Source organism: Ekhidna lutea, from assembly GCF_900188325.1.
Classification (GTDB): domain Bacteria; phylum Bacteroidota; class Bacteroidia; order Cytophagales; family Cyclobacteriaceae; genus Ekhidna; species Ekhidna lutea.
The window spans coordinates 120,364-141,134 of sequence record NZ_FZPD01000006.1; the positions used below are offsets into that span (position 1 = coordinate 120,364).

The 20,771-nt window shown below is 40.7% G+C and carries 20 protein-coding genes; 12 read left to right on the forward strand and 8 right to left on the reverse strand.

The window, feature by feature from the left end:
• The 3 genes from CHB71_RS17020 to CHB71_RS17030 are packed head-to-tail and all read right to left on the reverse strand — an operon-like array spanning position 1 to position 4,021.
• Complete coding sequence (locus CHB71_RS17020; RefSeq protein WP_089358160.1) at positions 1-2,100, reverse strand: S46 family peptidase; 2,100 nt, start codon at positions 2,098-2,100, stop codon at positions 1-3.
• A 55-nt stretch (positions 2,101-2,155) separates the two neighbouring features.
• Positions 2,156-3,592, reverse strand: a complete 1,437-nt coding sequence (gene pyk, locus CHB71_RS17025) for a pyruvate kinase (protein WP_089358161.1) — start codon at positions 3,590-3,592, stop codon at positions 2,156-2,158.
• Entirely contained in the window at positions 3,593-4,021 is a 429-nt protein-coding gene (locus CHB71_RS17030; RefSeq protein ID WP_089358162.1) for an IPExxxVDY family protein, read from the reverse strand.
• A gap of 114 nt (positions 4,022-4,135) precedes the next feature.
• Here CHB71_RS17030 and CHB71_RS17035 point away from each other — a divergent pair, with 114 nt between their 5' ends.
• The 8 genes from CHB71_RS17035 to CHB71_RS17070 all read left to right on the forward strand — a co-directional run bounded on the left by CHB71_RS17035 (position 4,136) and on the right by CHB71_RS17070 (position 10,773).
• Entirely contained in the window at positions 4,136-4,372 is a 237-nt protein-coding gene (locus CHB71_RS17035; protein ID WP_089358163.1) for an acyl carrier protein, read from the forward strand.
• Positions 4,373-4,395: 23 nt separating this feature from the next.
• Positions 4,396-5,649 carry a beta-ketoacyl-ACP synthase II gene (fabF, locus tag CHB71_RS17040; protein ID WP_089358164.1) on the forward strand — a complete coding sequence of 418 codons (1,254 nt, stop codon included), beginning with the start codon at positions 4,396-4,398 and terminating at the stop codon, positions 5,647-5,649.
• Complete coding sequence (rnc, locus tag CHB71_RS17045) at positions 5,650-6,375, forward strand: ribonuclease III (RefSeq protein ID WP_262485932.1); 726 nt, start codon at positions 5,650-5,652, stop codon at positions 6,373-6,375.
• Positions 6,372-8,201, forward strand: a complete 1,830-nt coding sequence (nadE, locus tag CHB71_RS17050) for an NAD(+) synthase (RefSeq protein WP_089358165.1) — start codon at positions 6,372-6,374, stop codon at positions 8,199-8,201. The genes rnc and nadE overlap by 4 nt, the downstream gene beginning before the upstream one ends.
• Complete coding sequence (locus CHB71_RS17055; RefSeq protein WP_089358166.1) at positions 8,198-9,235, forward strand: serine hydrolase domain-containing protein; 1,038 nt, start codon at positions 8,198-8,200, stop codon at positions 9,233-9,235. Before nadE ends, CHB71_RS17055 begins: the two co-directional genes overlap by 4 nt.
• Before the next feature lie 64 nt (positions 9,236-9,299).
• Positions 9,300-9,713, forward strand: a complete 414-nt coding sequence (locus CHB71_RS17060; RefSeq protein WP_089358167.1) for a hypothetical protein — start codon at positions 9,300-9,302, stop codon at positions 9,711-9,713.
• A 4-nt stretch (positions 9,714-9,717) separates the two neighbouring features.
• Entirely contained in the window at positions 9,718-10,152 is a 435-nt protein-coding gene (locus CHB71_RS17065; RefSeq protein WP_089358168.1) for a hypothetical protein, read from the forward strand.
• Positions 10,153-10,392: 240 nt separating this feature from the next.
• A complete protein-coding gene (locus CHB71_RS17070; RefSeq protein ID WP_089358169.1) occupies positions 10,393-10,773 on the forward strand; it encodes a DUF2200 domain-containing protein in 381 nt (126 codons plus the stop codon).
• A 160-nt stretch (positions 10,774-10,933) separates the two neighbouring features.
• Here CHB71_RS17070 and CHB71_RS17075 read toward each other — a convergent pair whose 3' ends face one another.
• Together CHB71_RS17075 and yidD are read right to left on the reverse strand one after the other, a co-directional pair.
• Positions 10,934-11,692 carry a hypothetical protein gene (locus CHB71_RS17075; protein WP_089358170.1) on the reverse strand — a complete coding sequence of 253 codons (759 nt, stop codon included), beginning with the start codon at positions 11,690-11,692 and terminating at the stop codon, positions 10,934-10,936.
• Positions 11,693-11,741: 49 nt separating this feature from the next.
• Entirely contained in the window at positions 11,742-11,948 is a 207-nt protein-coding gene (gene yidD, locus CHB71_RS17080; protein WP_407918765.1) for a membrane protein insertion efficiency factor YidD, read from the reverse strand.
• Between the two features lie 98 nt (positions 11,949-12,046).
• Between yidD and CHB71_RS17085 the strand changes: the two genes are divergently transcribed.
• The 3 genes from CHB71_RS17085 (at position 12,047) to CHB71_RS17095 (ending at position 16,259) form a co-directional block, all read left to right on the forward strand.
• Entirely contained in the window at positions 12,047-13,459 is a 1,413-nt protein-coding gene (locus tag CHB71_RS17085; RefSeq protein ID WP_144017474.1) for a BamA/TamA family outer membrane protein, read from the forward strand.
• 105 nt (positions 13,460-13,564) lie between these two features.
• Entirely contained in the window at positions 13,565-15,052 is a 1,488-nt protein-coding gene (locus CHB71_RS17090) for a S10 family peptidase (RefSeq protein WP_089358173.1), read from the forward strand.
• Positions 15,053-15,092: 40 nt separating this feature from the next.
• Positions 15,093-16,259: a TraB/GumN family protein gene (locus CHB71_RS17095; protein WP_089358174.1), complete on the forward strand. Its 1,167-nt coding sequence runs from the start codon at positions 15,093-15,095 to the stop codon at positions 16,257-16,259.
• Between the two features lie 3 nt (positions 16,260-16,262).
• On the opposite strand, the gene CHB71_RS17100 is transcribed toward CHB71_RS17095, so the two are convergent.
• Positions 16,263-17,213 carry an L-threonylcarbamoyladenylate synthase gene (locus CHB71_RS17100; protein ID WP_089358175.1) on the reverse strand — a complete coding sequence of 317 codons (951 nt, stop codon included), beginning with the start codon at positions 17,211-17,213 and terminating at the stop codon, positions 16,263-16,265.
• Positions 17,214-17,488: 275 nt separating this feature from the next.
• Between CHB71_RS17100 and CHB71_RS18890 the strand changes: the two genes are divergently transcribed.
• Positions 17,489-17,644 (forward strand): hypothetical protein, encoded by a 156-nt coding sequence (locus CHB71_RS18890; protein ID WP_179213461.1) that lies wholly within the window; start codon positions 17,489-17,491, stop codon positions 17,642-17,644.
• Here the strand turns inward: CHB71_RS18890 and CHB71_RS17105 are convergent.
• Entirely contained in the window at positions 17,641-20,415 is a 2,775-nt protein-coding gene (locus CHB71_RS17105; RefSeq protein WP_089358176.1) for a FlgD immunoglobulin-like domain containing protein, read from the reverse strand. The genes CHB71_RS18890 and CHB71_RS17105 overlap by 4 nt on opposite strands.
• Position 20,416: 1 nt before the next feature.
• The gene (locus CHB71_RS17110; protein WP_245811344.1) at positions 20,417-20,770 is read right to left on the reverse strand and encodes an Ig-like domain-containing protein; all 354 of its coding nucleotides are present in this window, start codon (positions 20,768-20,770) and stop codon (positions 20,417-20,419) included.
• Between the last annotated feature and the right edge of the window lies 1 nt (position 20,771).

Sequence of the window (20,771 nt, forward strand, 5' to 3'; positions counted from 1 at the left end):
CTACTCCTTTAATACCTTGTCAGGATTTACTACAGCCATTTCTTCAATGAGATGATCTGCATTGGCAAACTTGTCTACGATGAAAAGTATATACCTCATATCCACCATGATGTTCCTACATATTTCCGGATCATAATTGATATCACTCATGGTGCCTTCCCATACACGGTCAAAGTTTAATCCGATCAGGTTTCCCTGTGCATCAATGGCAGGACTACCAGAATTACCTCCAGTTGTATGATTCGTACCTAAAAAACAAACGGGAACTTTTCCGGTGCTATCAGCATATGGACCATAATCTTTTGCTTCGTACAGTGACAATAGTTTTTCAGGAACATCAAACTCATAATCTCCGGGCACATACTTTTCGATGACTCCATCCAGGTAACTCACAGGATTGTAATAGACTGCATCTCTTGGAGAGTAACCCCGAACCTGGCCGTACGTAACCCGTAGCGTACCATTGGCATCCGGATAGTAACGAGCATCCGGTAAAACCTCCATCAGTGCTTTCATATATTCCTTTTGAAGGGCATCAATAGCATCAATCTTTTCGATATACTCGGGATTTATTGATTGATAAAAACGCTCGATCATTGGCTTAGCATAGGCATAAGCAGGATCAGCATTCAGTTTCTTTAGCATTTGCTTAGCACTACCCTGCAGCAATTTTTCCGCCTCTGACTGACTTGTGAATGCTGTTCCGTCATAGATGGTTGCATCTACATTTTCAGTATAAAAAGGCATCACATTTTTAAAAACCCCTTTATCAATTGCAGCATCATAATTCTTATAAATACTGGTTAGCAAACCCTTAAATTCATCCCTTGCATCATCCAACGCTTCATTATTTCGCAACACTTTTTGTTCAAGCTGATAAGCTCTAAACATCATTTGCATTAATTCATTGGTCACCAGAAAAACTTCAATGAAATTTCTTCTCTTTATATCCACAGATGCAAAGTCGCTATACAATTCTTCAAACTGTGGAAGGATGTGGCCATACTTATCCTCTAGGTCCTTTTCTTTCAGAGACTTCTTAAATTTTTCTTCCAGCATCCTTCGACTTTCGATTGCATCGGTTTTTTCAATACCCAGATTTTCTCCAATCCATTTTTTCCATGCATTGGCTATTCTTGCTTGCTTAGATGCATATTTTATTCGTATTTCATCGCTGGATTTCATCCCTGCATCTATCACTTTAAGCGCAGCTTCACGAATGGCGATATTGCTTGGATTAAAATATTTAGTGATGTGCTCCATGGCTACCGCCGGTAGGTACTCGCTTGTGCGACCAGGGAAACCAAAAATCAGAGTGAAGTCACCTTCTTTTACACCTGCTGCAGAAACAGGAAAAAAGTGCTTAGGCGTATAAGGGACATTATCTTCACTGTATTTTGCAGGTCTGTTATTTGCATCGGCATAGATCCTGAAGAAAGAAAAATCTCCAGTGTGCCTTGGAAACACCCAGTTGTCCGTATCGCTTCCAAATTTCCCAATGCTGGTAGGAGGTGCACCAACCAAACGTATATCTTCATACCGCTCAGTTACAAAAAGATAGTATTGATTGCCCTGATAGAATGGACGTATATACGAATCCTGCCATTCTTCTTTACTGACACTTTCCTGAACTGCTGTGATATTATCCCTAATCTGAACCTGGGCTTCTTCTTCTGACATTGATTCTGTAACACCTTCCAAAACGCGATCAGTCACTTCATCAATTCGTACTATGAACTCTGCGTACAACCCTTCATTTGGTAGTTCATCTGCTCTATTTTGTGCCCAAAAGCCATCCTTTAAATAATCATTTTCAATAGATGAGTGCGATTGGATTTGTCCAAAACCACAATGATGATTTGTAAGCAATAGTCCTTGTGGAGAGATTACTGCACCAGTACATCCGCCATTGAAATTTGCAATGGCATCCTTAAAGCTCGAATTTTCTATATCATAGATATCACTGGCTGTCAGTTCAGCTCCGAGAATACTCATTTCTTCTTCATTCATACCCTCCAATAGAGAAGGTATCCACATCCCTCCTTGCTGGGACTGTGCTTGTACAAAAACAAATAGGAAAAGTACTCTTAGTAATCTCATGGTAGACAGGTTTTATAAAGCGTTGAAGTTAACAAAATTATGGATGTTCAAAACTTCACTCTACTACCTGAATCTTCATCATATTGGTATGTCCCTGCCAGTGTTGTGGCATAGAAGCGGTATTGATAAAGATGTCATCTTTCTTGAGGTGACCAGTTGCCACTAGCTTCTGCTCAATCTGCTCAAGTGTAATATCAATATTGTCCATTGTATCGAAATAGAAAGTCTTCACTCCCCATACCAGATTCATTTGCCTCAATAATTTTTCATTATTCGTAAACAGATATACTTCAGACTTAGACCTGTGCATAGCTGTCCGGAAGCCCGTATAGCCTGATTTTGTCATGCATACCAGTGCCCTTGCAGAAGTGTTTTCAGCCAATCGACAGGCGGCACGAATCAATAAGTCGTTCATGCGAGTACTCGATTCAAACTGCTTATCGTAATACTTATTATATATGGAATTGGCCTCCGCTTCCACTGCCATGATGGTTTCAGACATAGCCAGCACAGCTTCTACTGGAAATTTCCCTGCTGCTGATTCTGCAGAAAGCATAAGTGCATCAGCGCCATCCATCACTGCGTTTGCCACATCATTTGTTTCTGCTCGCGTAGGTCGTGGATTTTCGATCATACTCTCCATCATCTGAGTAGCAATGATCACCGGCTTAGCAGCCATATTACATTTCTCAACGATCTTTTTCTGCCATAGAGGAACATCGTGCATAGCTATTTCCACTCCTAAGTCTCCACGGGCCACCATGATGCCATCGGATTCATCTATGATTTCATCAATATTTTTAAGTGCTTCAGGTTTTTCAATTTTGGCAACAATTTTGGTCTTCTTCCCGGCCTTTTCGATGATGCTTCTCAACTCGCGAATATCATCTGGTTTACGCACAAAGCTAAGCGCAACCCAATCTACATTTTGTTCAAGACCGAATTGCAAATCCTCTAAATCCTTTTCAGTCAAACAAGGAGCAGAAACCACCGTATCAGGTAGGTTTATTCCCTTCCTGGACTTTAACACTCCTCCATGAACCACCTCCGTTACCACTTCATTCTTAGAGACTGAAATAGTTTTCAACTCCAAATTACCATCATCTATGAGTATGGTATCCCCGGCCTTTACATCACTAACAATTTCCTTATAAACAGTGCTCACACGCTCTGATGTACCCTCTAAGTCTTCAGTACTAATCACGAGTTTTTGTCCGTCTTGGATTGTTACTCCATTATCCTTCACCATTCCTACCCGAATTTTAGGGCCTTGCAAATCCTGAAGAGTAGCAAGATTTAGTTCAGTCTCAGTATTTACCTGATGGATATACTTTATCACCTTTACATGATCTTCGTGGCTACCATGGGAGAAGTTGAGTCGAAGAACATTTGCTCCGGCTTTTGCCAATTCGGTTATGGTTTCCTTGTTATTGCTTGCCGGTCCAATCGTTGCTACAATTTTGGTCCGCTTATTTATGGATGGTGTGTTCATTTAATAGAGTAGATTTTCCTTCGACTTCAAGGTATCAAAATTAAGGCGCATCGCATACTCAATGATAGGAATACCCTTGATAATTGCGCTAACGTTTTCGGAAGTCAGCTCTTCTGTTTCATCTTTAAACTTTAAAAGAAAATCAAACTGCTTCAGTTCGGGGATTAATAGTTGATTTTTCATGCTCCCACCTCCTACCAGCTTGTTTTGAAGGAGTTCTATTTGTAAATAGTCTGTTTCAAACAAGTAATTCGAAATTAATATTGATGTATTGTCTGCATAGCTAATTCGAATATCATCTTGTTTTTTTAAAGAGATTTTCATCGCTTCGTTCAAATGCCAGGCTAACTTATACTCTTTTTTATTGCATACGAGACCAATCAAATCGAAATCAAGAGAGTAGCCCCCATCTAATTTGGTTTTCTTCATATATTGTGCAAGCTAAATCCTAAATTCGCAATAGAAATGTCTCTGGCTACTAAGTTTGATTTTAGTACGAGAATATATTTCTTTGCAACTCATTTTTAACCAAACATTACAAAAATGTCTGAAATAGCACAAAAAGTAACGTCAATCATAATTGACAAACTAGGTGTAGAAGAGTCTGAGGTTACTCCAGAGGCAAGCTTCACCAACGATCTAGGAGCTGACTCTCTTGACACGGTAGAGCTGATCATGGAGTTTGAGAAAGAGTTCAATATTTCTATCCCTGATGACCAGGCTGAGAACATCGCCACAGTTGGTCATGCTATCTCTTATCTGGAAGAAAACGTTAAGTAAACAACCCACTTAGCTTAATATTTATGGAATTAAAACGAGTCGTTGTAACCGGAATTGGTGCCCTTACCCCTTTGGGAAATACTAAAGATGAATATTGGGATTCTTTGGCCAAAGGAGTAAGCGGTGCGGCTCCTATTACTCGTTTTGATACCGAAAAATTCCGCACAAAATTCGCTTGTGAGGTAAAAGGATTCGAGCCAACCGATTTTCTAGATCGAAAAGAGGCAAGAAAAATGGACCCTAATACCCAGTACGGAATGGTTACTGGTGAAGAAGCGATCAAGGATTCCGGAATGGATCTCGATAGCGTAGATAAATCCAGAATTGGTGTGATCTGGGGTTCAGGGATCGGCGGATTCAGTACGTTCCAGGACGAAATGATCAATTTCGCCAAAGGTGATGGTACACCAAGGTTCAATCCGTTCTTTGTACCAAAGATGATTGCGGACATCACTCCGGGTCTCCTTTCCATCAAGTATGGATTTATGGGACCAAACTTTGCCACCGTATCTGCTTGTGCTTCTTCTAACAATGCTATTACAGATGCTTATGCATATATCCAGCTTGGTAAAGCCAATGCAATTCTGACTGGTGGTTCTGAAGCAGGTGTTATAGAATCTGGTATTGGCGGATTTAATGCAATGAAAGCACTCTCCGAAAGAAATGATTCTCCTGAAACCGCATCAAGACCTTATGACAAGGATCGTGACGGTTTTGTTTTGGGTGAAGGTGCCGGTGCTATTATGCTTGAAGAATTGGAGCATGCAAAAGCTAGAGGAGCGAAAATTTATGCAGAGGTGCTTGGAAGCGGCATGTCGGCTGATGCATACCACATTACACAACCACATCCGGAAGGAACAGGCATTGAACTTGTAATGAGAAATGCGCTTGAAGATGCTGGGTTAACAGCTGATAAAATTGATTATCTCAACACCCACGGAACTTCCACTCCTTTGGGAGATGCGGGGGAGATCAAAGCAGCTCAACGAGTATTCGGTGGTAACGCTGAAAAAATGAACATCAGTTCAACAAAATCTATGACCGGTCACCTCTTAGGTGCGGCAGGAGCTGTAGAGTTTATTGCTTGTTTGATGGCTTTAGAAAAAGGTATTGTCCCTCCTACCATCAATCACTTTACTGATGATCCGGAGATTGATCCGAATCTAAACCTGACATTCAATGAAGCTCAGGAAAGAGAAGTAAATATTGCGATGAGTAATACCTTCGGGTTTGGAGGTCATAACACCTCTATCATTATAGGCAAATACACTGGATAAGTGTCATCGTTTCCGAAAAGACTATCGGGCCGACTTCTTAATTCTTTCAAATCTGAAAAAAAGCTTAGACAATCGTTTCGGTTGATCACCGGACGTGCTCCTATTAATCTGGCGCTCTACCAACAAGCTATGCGACATAGTAGCGTGGCATCTGTGAATGAGCGTGGCATCAAAAATTCATACGAACGACTGGAATACCTAGGTGATGCTATCCTGGGAATGATCGTGGCGGAATACCTCTATCTGACCTACCCATTCAAAGAAGAAGGTTTTTTGACTGAGATAAGAGCTAAAATCGTTAACAGAGAATCACTCAATAGGCTCGGTCAAAAAATTGGCCTAAGAGAGCTTGTCCAGTACAATCAAAATAGTCGTGCCCATCGATCGGTCTATGGTGATTGCATGGAGGCACTAATTGGAGCTGTTTACCTGGATCATGGATTCAAATACTGCAAACAGTTTGTCATAAAAAAACTTCTTAAACCTCATTATGACCTGCAGGAGCTTGTATCGAAGACCACAAATTTCAAAAGTCGATTGCTTGAATGGTCGCAAAAAGAAAATAAAGAGCTCAGGTTTGAGATAATCAGCGAAGAAGACCGAAAATTCACTGCTCAAATATTTATTGATGACAAACCAATGGCAAAAGGCTTTGGTTTTAGTAAGAAAAAAGCAGAACAGGATGCAGCTCAAAAAACATGTGAGCAGCTAAATTTAGAGGAATGAGTCAGAAGCTAAAACTCGCAGGAGCATGCCTCAATCAAACACCAATAGATTGGGCAAACAACCTAAGAAACATCAAAAATGCTATTGATGACGCTAAAAAGGAAGGAGTAGATATCCTCTGTCTCCCGGAGCTGTGCATCACCGGCTATGGGTGTGAAGACCTATTCTTGAGTCAGTGGTTGCCAACAACCGCACTTGAAAAACTTGATGAAATCATTCCTCATACATCAGGTATTGCCATAAGTGTGGGACTACCGATCAGGATTGAAGGGAAGAATTACAACACGACTGCATTTATTGCAGACAAACAGGTAAAAGGTTTTTACGCTAAGCAAAAACTGGCAAATGATGGTGTGCATTATGAACCACGCTGGTTTACCCCCTGGTCTGCAGGCAAAGTAGATTCGTTTGAGTTTGAAGGTAAGAGTATTCCTTTCGGGCATATCACTATAGAACATAAAGGACTCAACATAGCATTTGAAATATGTGAGGATGCATGGCAACCTGATCGTCCATGCGAACATCTTAAAACCAAAATAGATCTTATCCTCAACCCTAGCGCATCCCATTTCGCTTTTGGTAAATCTGAGTTTAGGGAAGAATTGGTTATTAAGAGCTCAAATCAATTTGACTGTGTATATCTCTATTGCAATTTACTGGGCAATGAAGCCGGACGGATGATCTATGATGGAGATGTACTGATCGCTCAAAAAGGGAAGCTAATTGGCAGAAACCACCGACTGTGGTATCACGATTATCGATTGCTAACGGTAGAGGTAGATTTTGAAAAAAATACCGCAACGGAGAACATCAAGCCGCATTATAGCAACCGTAACGAAGAGTTTTCGCATGCTGCCGGGCTGGCACTTTTTGACTATTGTAGAAAAAGCAGAAGTAAGGGTTTTGTGTTGTCACTCAGTGGCGGTGCAGATTCCAGCACCATTGCAACCTTGATTGGGTTTGCAGTACGAACAGCATTGGAGCAGCGAGGCAAGCCTGGATTGGAAAAAGTGCTAGGATTCCAACTTACTGGTGATACTCCTGAGGAAATCACCAAACAACTACTTACCACCGCTTACCAGGCCACCAAAAATTCTTCAGATGCCACCTTCAATTCAGCAAAAAATCTGGCAGAAAGCCTCGGCGCTACCTTTTACAACTGGCAAATTGATGCGGAAGTAAATGAATACCGATCTACCATTGAAGAGGCAATAGAAAGAAAACTGACCTGGGAGCAGGACGATATCACTCTTCAGAACATTCAGGCCCGTACGCGCGCACCGATCATTTGGATGCTGGCCAACCTTGAAAATAAGTTACTCATGGCAACCTCCAACCGTAGCGAAGGAGACGTGGGCTATGCCACCATGGATGGAGACACCAGTGGAAGTATCTCCCCCATTGCCGGTGTTGATAAACACTTCATTCTGCAATGGCTAAAGTATGCCGAGCATGAACTAGGCTTCACTGGACTGAAAGATGTGAATGCGCTCACACCAACTGCTGAATTACGCCCGGAAGATCAACATCAAACAGATGAAGAAGACTTGATGCCGTATGAAGCGCTGATGCGCATTGAGCGAGAGGCCATTTTACATGGACGATCACCTAAACAAGTCTATGAAGCATTGAAAGCTGATTTCAACAGTGACCAACTGAAGGATTGGATCAAGAAATTCTACCAACTCTGGACCCGCAACCAGTGGAAGCGTGAACGCTACGCTCCAAGTTTCCATTTCGATGATTTCAACATTGATCCACGCTCCTGGTATCGCTTCCCTATTTTAAGTGGTGGATATATGGAAGAACTGAACACCATGCTATGACAAGGAAGCAAACAAAAAAAATAGTCAGGTTACTGTTAATTACCTCAAGTATTGGCTCACTCTATTTCGTACCATGGTTATTGGTTAATGCATGGATACTTCCGTTACCGGAAACTGTTCAAGAACAGTTAGATGAAGCCATTGGACATGGGTTTGACGGAATGATTGTTTATGTGGACCAAGCTGGTGAACCACCACAGCTTTACGCTTCCGGCTGGCACAATCGAGATTCCAAGATACCAGCCAATCCTAAAGCCCTATTTAAGATTGCCAGTATCAGCAAGCTTTACGATGCGGTGGCTATTACCAAATTAGTAAACGATGGGCGGCTTTCTCTTGATAAAACAATCGCCGATTATTTACCGAAGCTTGTTGGAAGAATAGAAAACTCAGAAAAAATCACTTTGAGGTTGATGATACAGCATAGAAGTGGCATTCCCAACTTTACAGACGTTCCGAATTTTTGGTCCGCTCCAACAGAGACTTATGAAGAAAGTCTAGCATTGATTCTGGACAAGCCGGCCAACTTTGAACCCGGTGAAGATTATGAATACTGCAATACGAATTACCTATTGCTCAACAAGATAATGGATGACGTTTTGGGGTACGATAACTTTCAATTTATTCGTGAAGAAATTCTAAAACCACAACATCTTAACAATACCTTTAGATCACTTCGTGAAGTAAATATGGACGATGTAATGAGTGGTTATCATATTGGACATCCTTATGATTTAAAAGCTGATGAGCATGGAATGTTAGCAACTGCAGAAGATGTTGGCAACTTCTTGAGGGCATTAAATGATGGCTCTTTGTTTGAAGAAGGAGAGCAAGAAATCTACTCTTCTATTTATGAATACAAACATGGTGGCTGGGTTCCTGGATACCAAAGTTTTGCCGAGTATCACGCAGATATTGATGCTGTTATTATTCAATTCTATAGCACAACCGACCCAAAACTTTACAATTGGAACTTGTCAGAGATCATAAATAGTAGAATTGTCAAAATACTGAAAAGACAGAGAAGTTCTTAGTATTAAATACTACCTAACATAATTCATGCTGCATTATTCTAATCAATTCTAGCACTCTATAGAATTGCCTTTTAAAACATATACATCTGACGGTAAAAGTTCTAATCAAAAAATTTCTCAACATACTATAAATGGTTTAAAGTTTGCATTGGAGGAGGCAAACCAGAATCTTTCCAATTCAGAGAAAATTACAAGTATCAATATTTATGCTACAACGAATGGTAATCATGGCCCAGACAGTAATCATTCTCGGGGTACGGCAGTTGACATTAATAGCATTAATGGTGATAGAATGGCTTTATCAGGTCTAACAAATCAAATTAAGGAACTACAAAAGGCGATGGATAAATATGAAAAGGTCAGAGAGAACTATGGACCATTTTTTAAACATAAGTATTCGAAGGAGACTAACACCTGGGACTATGATAAGAAAGGAATTAGTCCTCACAAAGATCATATACATTTCTCAACACGTTAAAATTATGAGAACAATCATTCTAATTCTATTCTATCAACTCATTTTGTTTAATTGTCAGTCTCAAAAAATTGAGATCATTGATCACTCATCTGAAGACAGATTAAATTATTATTTAGCCAATATTTATTTAGATAGGAGTAGTCAGCATTCGCTGTATAATGATGGTTTAAATGCAACCATTTTACCTTTCGCAGATACTAAGAGAACTAAGATTGAATCTTTTAAAGACGGACATGAAGTTATGGTCAGTTACCTTATCTCAATAACTGCAGATGGAGAATATATTAATAGTTCTTTATTTGAGATTGGCCCCTTTATAAATCCTAAAATAATATCAGTTACTCCGCTGAAATATCCTAACTTCAACTTGGAAGTGCAAGATGGTAAATTTGATAAGAGACAAACTGTAAAGTATGAGATCAAGCCTAAAAAACTATAATGGCACATAGCCTTACTTAGCCATCTGCCAAGTGTCTGCTAATCTCGCCGCTTATCTGCCGCTCTGTCCTTGCCAGCAGACAGGCTTTGAATACACACTCAGGCGCGACAGATTACTCTTACACGCATTTCATGCACACAACCTCTCGAGAATCTTAAGATTTAGCTAATTTCATAGGAATTAAGTAAGCTTGGATGCCAGATCTCACATCTGTGCATTACGACCAATAAATTCAACGTCATGGCAGAAGTTACAGTAGAAAAAAATGAACAAATCGCGAAAATGAACTTCGGGTCCATTTATCCGCATTACCTGAATAGAATAGAAAAGCACGGTAGAACTAAAGAAGAACTCGACCAGGTTATCTTGTGGTTAACTGGTTATGATCAGAATAAATTAGAATCCTTTATTGCCGGCAATGGAACTTTTGGAGATTTCTTTGAGGGAGCCAAAGTCCATCAAAATGCACACATGATTAAAGGCGTGGTTTGCGGGTATCGTATTGAAGAAATACCTGAAGAGTTTGCATTGTATCGTGATTGCAGACGGATGGAAAAACTGATTGATGAATTGGCCAAAGGCCGCAAAATGGAGAAAATTTTGCGTGAAGAAAAAAAATAGAAACTATTGCTATCAAAAATGCAATACAAGATTGTATTGCTAGTGGAAAGCCCAGGACCTTAACTCATCAACTCATTTAAGTCTGCAAGATCTAATTGCTAAGATCAACTCACTAACCTTGCTGTACCAGACTGAACTACCATCTGAAACTATACTTTAGTCACTTCAAATAAAAGCTCACCCCTACCGTCACAAAATCAAACCGTACGTCATAGTTCATTTGATGTACGTATCCCGCTCCGAAAGCAAATTCTTCATTCTTTTCTTTAAAAGGACGGTATTCCATCTGAACTGAGAATTCCTCCCTGGGATATCCATCGCCCGATTTTCGGTAGGTTATGTAAGGCATAAATCGATTGGTCATTACATACAAGTCTGTCGTCCATTCAAAGTGAGATTGACTGGTCTGATATTCATTTGAAACACCGCCACCTACTACCCATCTCAGATTTTCAGTATTAATCAGGTTAAGCTGAAGAATCTGCCAGTCGATAGTAGTAAAGTCGCCAGAAACATCATTTAAATTAAACCTCCTCAATTGGGTTGAGAATAAGCCATAGTTTGCTCTGAGCATTTGCGTATCAAAGAATTCGGCTTCCTTAAAATTGATTCCACCGTTCAATTTCAAATCTAACCCTGCCCGCCATCTTTCTTCCTGAATATTTTCCAGCTGGGCCTGCTGTGCAAGACTTACACCTTGCACCATTGGTCGCATCATACCTATGAATAGGTCAATTAAAAACAGACTTCCTTCACTGTCGTCGGAAGAATACGAATAATCAGAACTATTACTATTAGAGGAGTATGAACTACTGCTGTTTTTAAATGCGTTGGCTCTGGACCTCACCTCACGTACCTGAGATACAGATAAAAATGAGCTAAAAAATAAAACAGATAGAATTAGGTTTCTTTGGATCATGGTGAGTGATTTGATCACCAAAATTCAATTATCGTACCAAACTCAATGACTATGGAACCGGATCATACCCACTCCCACCCCATGGGTGACATTTTCCTATTCGTTTCAGCCCCATCCAAAGTCCTTTTAGCCCATGTTTCTGGATCGCTTCCTTTGTATACTGTGAGCATGTGGGAGTAAACCGACAGGAATTCGGAAATAATGGAGAGATCGTATATTGATACACGAGCACCGGAAAAATAAGGATTTGCTTCAAGACGTTGCGCACTTTACAAAAGTACCATTCAGATTTGCAAGCGCAGCAAAAAATCATTCTGTTTGCACGTTACGTACATCGATAAATACGCGAACCGATTGAACATTCACAAGTTTACATTTTTACTTATCCTCCTGCTAGGTTCGTTCAATGGCCTAATTGCTCAAAATGATTCCACTGAACTATTAACAATTGGCAAAATCATCATTGAGGGAAACTTTAAGACAAAACCTCAGATGATCACGCGAGAGCTCAGCTTTGCTGAAGATAGCACCTACCAGCGCTACCAGCTGGACAGCATGTTTGTTTGGGATCGTAATCGCATTTACAATACAAACCTTTTCAATGAAGTTAACATTGAGCTGGCAAACAAGCAAAATGGAGATACTGACGTTAAGATTACTGTAGATGAACGATGGTACTTTTATCCATTCCCTATTTTCAGACTAACAGATCGGAACTTCAACGATTGGTGGGTCAACAGGGATCGTGACTTGAGCCGTGTCAATTATGGTTTAAAGCTTTCCCAATTTAATTTTCGCGGGCGCGGTGAATTGCTAAGATTATGGCTGCAAACAGGATTTGAAACAGTGCTTAATCTGCACTATCGCATTCCTTATATCGACAAACAACAAAAAAACGGCTTACTCATTAGCTCCAGCTACTTTGAAGCGAAAAATGTGCCCGTAACCACCATTGATAATGTCCGAAGATTTACTTCTTCTCGTGAAAATATCCTTCGTAAAGCCTTTACCAATTCAATTGTTCATTCCTACAGGAGTTCGTTCTATTCATACCATCGGACAAGTATTGGTCATTTGCGAGTAGACATTGCCGATACTGTCGCCAGCCTTAATCCCAATTATCTTGGAGATGGAAAAACTCAGCAGCAATATTTTTCACTCGCGTATTCGTATGTATGGGATAGGCGCAACAACCCAAACTATCCGACTAAAGGTGAGCTTTATCGAGCCGGAATCTCAAAGGTTGGCCTTGGCTTATACAATGATGTAGACTACTGGCGTGCTGGGATCAGCTTAACAAAATACTGGTCTTTTAAGGACAACTTCTTCCTGGCGAGTAACCTCCGTGGTGTAAGTACATTTCCAGCAAAAGATCGAAACTATTTCAATTACACCTCAATGGGATTTGGCAGAGAAGTATTACGAGGTTACGACCTTAACATCATTGAAGCGAGCTCTTATGTAATGCAGCGCAATGAATTTAAGCATCAGCTATTCGGTAGAAAATATGATATTAGCAAAGCAATGCCTCTGCGTCAGTTCCAGACGTTACCCATCACTATTTACGCCAAAATATTCTTTGATCAAGGATATGCAATTGGGTTTCCTAACTATGAAGGAAGTGCCTTACTAACAGATAAATACTTGTACAGCATAGGCACAGGATTGGATCTGGTTATTATCAATGATATCACCTTCCGGTTTGAGCTCTCAAAAAACGCAGAGAATCAAACACATTTCTTTATCAATCTTCTTTCGCTTCTTTAGCCATTATTTTACCGAAAAACATGCAGATCGACCGAGCATGTCTTTTGATTTTCAGCATCGGATGCTATTGCGTAATTTTCTAATCAAATCTTAATAATTGATACCATGCGAAACACCCTCACCTTATTCCTTCTGACTTGTTTCTTTTTCATCCATGCTCAGGATCGATCCATTCCTGCAGATGAAGTTATAAGTACGAATCATGAAATTACCGTCAAAGGCAAGTCTGTCCCTTTCAAAGCAACAACAGGTACTCAACCTGTATGGAATGATGAGGAAAAAGCCATTGCTGCGGTACATTTTACCTACTATGAACGTACTGATATAAAAAATAAAGCTTCTCGCCCACTCCTCATTTCCTTCAATGGGGGACCCGGCTCGGCTTCAGTTTGGATGCATCTGGCCTACACTGGACCAAAAATTTTGAAAGTGGATGATGAAGGATTTCCAGTTCAGCCCTATGGTGTAAAAGACAATCCTAACTCAATACTTGACATGGCAGATATTGTATTTGTGAATCCGGTAAATACAGGTTATTCCAGAATCCTTGATACTGAAAATACAGAGCGGGATTTTTTCTTTGGGGTTCAGGAAGACATATCCTATCTGGCTGAATGGATCAACACATTCGTTACCCGAATGAATCGTTGGGAATCTCCAAAGTATCTGATAGGCGAAAGTTATGGGACCACTCGTGTTTCCGGGCTTGCATTGGAACTGCAAAACAGACAATGGATGTATTTAAATGGGGTGATTCTGGTTTCCCCAACTGAGCTGGGGATCCACAGTGGCAGAGGCCGAAGAGATGGCCCGCTTGGCGCAGCTTTGCGGGTACCTTATTTTACAGCGGCAGCATGGTATCATAAAAAGCTGCCTCAAGATTTGCAGAGCAAAGATTTACTGGAAGTCCTTGAAGAGGTTGAGACTTATTCCATACAAGAGCTAATGCCCATACTGGTTAAGGGTGGATTTGTAAGTGAAATGGAAAAGAAAGAAGCTGCTCGTATGATGGCAAGGTATTCTGGCATTTCTGAAAAGGCCATTTTACAGTACAATCTGGACGTGCCTGCCTCCTTTTTCTGGAAAGAGCTACTTCGAGAGGAAGGATTTACCGTCGGTCGACTAGACTCACGATACAAAGGAATAGATCGCACGGAAGGCGGTGACCGACCGGACTTTAACTCAGAGCTTACCAGCTGGCTTCATGCCTTTACTCCTGCTATTAACTACTACTACAAAAACGTTTTGAAGTACGAGACAGATATGAAATACAACATGTTTGGGCCCGTACATCCATGGAATAGAGATGGTAATAATACCGGTGAAAACCTCAGGCAGGCAATGGCACAAAACCCATACCTTCATACCATGATCCAAAGTGGCTATTACGATGGAGCCACTAAATATTTTGATGCAAAATACACCATGTGGCAAATAGACCCCAGTGGTAAAATGAAAGATCGGCTTTCCTTCAAAGGATACCGAAGTGGTCATATGATGTACTTGAGAAACGAGGATTTAATCAGCAGCAATGATCATTTAAGAGAGTTTATTCAGAAAACATTACCTGGAAATAAACCTGCAAAGTATTGATCCGTGTAATTTCGAGTTAATAAAGGCGTTGCTCACTTGAATGATTACCAGATCCATCATTTTTATTGTTTGGCTTTTTGTCAGCATCCATTCTGGCGCTCAAATACCTTCGTATATTCAACCTGTAAGCATTGAAGACGATGACAATTTTGATGGGTATGAATTGATTGATGTAGACAGCAACCAGGTATTTGTGCTGGCAGAGCATTGGCACAATATAAGGAAAGTGCCCAGAGCAACAATGAAGGTGCTCCAACACCTTCACAGTAACGCCAATGTTCGAATACTTGCAATAGAGCAAGGAGCGAGTGCTGCTCATATGATTAATACCTATCTAAGCTCTGGTGATACCACACACCTGCGACAAATCATTCGGAACACACTCTTTTGGGGAAGAGAAAACTGGAAGTTTTTTGAGGATTTATACGCATTTAATCAATCAATACCGGATGAAGACAGGATCATTGTCAAAAGCATTGATATTGAATACAAAATGGCTGCAGCAATTTTCGTTATCAATGAGTTAATTGGAGAAAAGGAGATTCCAGAATCGTTGCAAGGGACTGTTGGTATGTTTAAACAGCTTTTCAATAATACCCGAGAACATCGGGAAAACTATGAGGGACTATCCGTCATGTATTATTATGACCGTGAACTTGTGGAAAGTTTGATCCTTATGACCATCGATGAGATGGAACGTAAGAGTGATGATTATACAAGCTTCTTTGGAGAAGATTTTGTTCAGTTTGCCACCATGATCCTGGAAATGGATGATGGATTAACGTTTGACTACACCAACCCCAATAACAATTACAAATTCAGAGACCGGCTTATCTATAAGAAATTCATCTCGCTAACTGAGGAGCATCCTGACAAAGGTATTCTGTGCGTCATTGGGATGCGGCATGCAACAAAAGGGTCGTCCATCTATAAATTGGATAACCTTGAATTTTCACCATTGTATAAAAAAGTGGCTATGATTAAAGTCTCTGCGCTTTTTAACAAAATGATCATTTCCAGTGACCTCAAGCGAATCAATTACAACTATCCAAAACTGCTCCGGTCAAGCCCGGCTACTTTAATTAAGCATACGGATGAGAATGCTGCACTGAAATCAAGTAAAGGATTTGATTACACACTTTTTATCAATGATAATGGTGAACTCACACCATTTGATAAAATTTATAAACGAGAATACGGAGAATAATCGTTAAACAGACGCTCGTCTCAAACGATCGTTGATTGCAATACCTAATCCTTCTTTCGGAACATACTCTGCCAGTATCACCTCAATGTGTGGTTGATCCATTTTCCTTAATGCAGCAAAGATGTTTCGTGCTGCCTCTTCTATATCTGCAGACGAAGTAAGAACAACCTGATTATCTTTCGGGATATCATAACATTTACTAAAAGAGATAATACCAGTTGTGTCAGGATTTAACCCTTTTAAGTTCTCTAAAATATCACCCAGTATCAATTTTCTCCCTGGTGAATAGTGTGATTTCAGCATGCCAGGTGCTGCAGGATTAGAGCTCATATTTACGCTGATTTTTACTTCACCAACCACAGATTCGATAGCCTCTACTTTTGTTCCTCCGAGTCTGTAAACCACCGTTTCTCCATCCTCAAATCCAACAATGGTAGACTCTAAACCAATGTGACAAGGGCCGCCATCCAATATATAAGGTATTTTTTCCTGCAACTGATCATGGACATGTTTTGCACTTGTGGGTGACACATACCCAAATGGATTTGCACTTGGAGCTGCAAGGGGAAACTCCAACTCCCTCAGCAATTTAAGCGTAGTAGCGTGATTAGGGATTCTCACTGCTACCCGGTCAAGGCCGGATGTAAGAATATCGGGTACACCAGGCTTCTTATCAAGCAAAATAGTGAGGGGTCCTGGCCAAAACTGATTCGCCAGTATTCGCGCTTCGTCCGGGATTTTCTTCACCATGCCTTCCACTTTTTCAAGTGAATCGACATGCGCGATAAGTGGATCGAATTTGGGACGATTCTTGACCTGATAGATTTTTAAGATGGCATCTTCACTGAGCGCATTCCCTGCCAAACCATATACAGTCTCCGTTGGAATGCCTATAACTTCACCCATTTGGAGAAGCGATTTAGCCCGTTCAATATTTTTTCCTATTTCTGCCACCGAAAATAAAATTGACTGCAAAGATGAACCTTACATTTCAATTTGCCATGTGGCATTGAAATATTGATTGATGTTGAATAGGATTTTTGAAATGATTCAAAAGGATATAAATAATCTTCTCTGCTGGAGGAGTTTGACGGGTTGTTAAAAAGGCTATCCTTTTTAGAAAACCATTTTATAGTTAACCCACCCCTTCCCCTCCAAGGAGGGGATTAATGGCTGTTTTTCTTTTACCTTCTCTAATTTTCAAGTTATTTTAGTCTAAAACCTAGACTATGACCAGTAAATCAAAAAATACACTTAGAATCATATCCATTATTCTTGCCGTTCTTGTCATTTTAATGGACTTAGGAATTATTCCAAATGTGGTTAATTATCACTTCTGGGTAATGGTAATAGCGTATTTCCTTCTTGTGCTGAGTATCCGTTAACGTCTCAAAAGGAGCCTTCCGCTCTTGGACTGCCCCTGATACTGGATTCGGTAGAAGTAAATCCCATTAGCTAATGAAGTACCCGAAGGAGTTGTTCCGTCCCACCTTACGGAATTAGTACCTGCATACTGTTGTGCCCATAATATGGTGTTGACTAGTTCTCCATTGGCAGACAGTATATCGATACGTACTTCTCCATCCTGGGGAATGGTGAATTGTATACTCGTCTCATCCAAAAATGGATTTGGATAGGTTGTCAGGATCTGAAAAGATTCGGGTTCAGTCGTTGGCACTGTGATCGGTTTGAAATCTGTAATTTCAGCAGTAAAAACACCATTTCCATGGGTGGCAATCACCAAACGTCCATCGCTTGCCCGATAATCCATCATAGGGATTATTGAACTCCCGATAAAGTTTGCTGACTCTTTGATCCAGGTAGTCGATGCTCCATTCAGATTTTCTGTGCTGTAAAGCCCAACGCTTGTACCAACCAAAAACAAGTTTCCTGAGTTTTTGGGAATGATCTCTGCCCATCGAATACTTGGGCCACTACCTGACCCATCCGAATTTTCTTCTAGATTTCCACTCACATCTGCAAACGTTTGTCCTCCGTCCAGGCTTTCAAAAATAGACGGCACATTATAGCTTGAAAAAATTACAAGAATGTGCTGGGGATCTTCAGGGTTTACAGCAATACTTGAGACGTATGCACTGTCTGGCAAAGAAGGTCCCGAGATGGCGCTGACCTGAAAATCAACTTCAGAACCAGCATTATCTAATCTGAAAAGCTCACCAGCGCTTGTGCCAAAGTAGACCTTCTCTCCATCGAGTGATACTTCAATAGCACTCACCAATCCGTCTTCTAAAGGGTCTTCATTTACTTTAATCCACCCGGTACTATTTGGAATCTGTGATCCACCGGGAATTTGCGATACGTTTGGATGATAGTATAAATGATTCCCTCCAGCGCAAAACATCCTGTTTTGATTAATTGGATCTAAAACAAAAGGGTTTACGAATAAATAGATTGACCCAGATGATGCAACAAGTCCCCCCGGGTCTACTCGACCGAAAGAGCTGATTTTGAAATCTTCGTTTAAAGTTAATCGTAGTGTTTGTCCACGTTGAAATGAAGTAAACCAAAGTAAATCGTCTTTAGTAGTGGCAGCATAGGCTCCATCACCACCAAGCACACCTTGCCAAATTTTACCTCCTCCGGTGATGTCTGTACCATTATCCTGCATGCCTCCAATTATGGTAGGATCATTAGCCTGCCTGGATTGTGTAATTGTGAAAAACTGTGAGGTGATAAATCCATTATTCCTGCTTTGCCAGAAAACAGAGTCCGCAGTAATATCATTCGATTGGATAAGCCCTCCGTCACTAGCCGAAAGAGCAGTATTTGGATTGGATGGTAGAAAAAGAAGATCATGCTGGTCAGGATGATGATTTGGATAAATTCCACTACCGCCTCCAGGGTCATATCCCCCGATCCATTTAATGTTCCCTTTCGTTCGAAACCCATCCGTGGATCTGTACAGGTTAGTGCCTCCAATAAATACAGTGTTCTGATCTTCAGGATGCACTTTAATCATCATATTATATGATCCCTGTGTATTTAAATCACCAAGTTCAGCTTCAAAATTAGGAACAACCCTTGGATTAGGATCAAACCCCTTGACTTTGCTTGAGCTGTTCATCTGCGCAAGGTTATGCTCGATAATAAAGATTGGATTTGAGTCGAGCATGAAGTAAGTGATGTCCGGATTGGATGGGCTTGATCCAATGGCCACTCTTCGGTACCTCGATTCTTTAGTCAATGGTGTAATATCTATCCACTCCTGTCCATCCAGTGAATAATATAGTCCGGCATCAGGGGAACGAACGTCTGTTGAAGTTTCTGTTGACAACCCAGCATAAAACACATTATTTTCTGATCTTTCAAGTGAGGTATAAAAAGAAGCATTTACTTCATTCAGATCAACAGATTCATCCAAATTGAAAAGCTGTTGACCAAGTACCACCTCCCATGAATCACCACCATCAACCGATCGCAATATTCCACCGAATGCGGCAACAATAAGCTCATCTTCCAGCTGGTTTTCCGGATTTATTTCTATGTTCCAGATGTACTGAAATTGACTATTAAAAACATTAGGATCAGAATCTTGTGTAGAAACAATAGGATTCCAGCTTTCTCCATTGTCTGTAGATTTATAAATACCATCCCCACGGAACGGCGCATCACCTCCGCGGGTCGAGTTACCAACAATCTCTCCTGTCCCATGATACCAGGTATCTTCATGACCTGGTCTAATATCCTGAACAATACATGTTACACTATTTCTATTTTCCGGATTTGATTTTTTCACCCAGGAAATCCCCCCATCTGTACTTTTCCATACTCCTCCTGAAACACCACCAGCCAGGATGATATCCTCATTTCGGACATCAAAAGCAACCGCACGGGTTCTCCCACCAACATTATTTGGACCAACGGATTCAATGGACAGCTGTTGCGTGCGTAAATGAGCAGTTTTGTACTGTAGCTTTTTCTCGAAAAGGAGCTCTGCATTTCTGATGTTTGGAGGTACCTCACCTGTAATCGGATCAGCAGTGAGCATTTTTAAATATTCACTACGACCCATCAAATCTTCTCTACCTCCAATTTCAGAGGGTTCATCCGAAATTTCAATGGTATATTCAGGTGAGAAGTATTCGTGAGTACCTGCTAGCAGGCATATACAGACTGACCAGAAAAGCTTCTTCAATCTATTCGATTACAGTATTTACTTTGTTTATGCGCCCCTCTGACAATTCTCCTGTCTTCACCCCTTCACCATCATTATTTTTATCGCCTAACCGTGCATCAACGAAGTAAGACTTAGGTTCTACATCTTTAAATGTTACCCGGCCCTTTTTATCCGTTTTTTGAACAGCTAGTGCATTTTCACTGGCCAGATAATCTTCTTCATTTGCATATATGGTTACCGTGGCTCCTTCAATGAAATTTCCCAGTCCGTCTATCACGGTAACTCTTAATTTAGTTGGAAGCAGTTGTGCTTCCGCTGACTCAATTGATACTGCTCCTAAGATCAGGACCATGATTAAAGTGACTACTCTCATG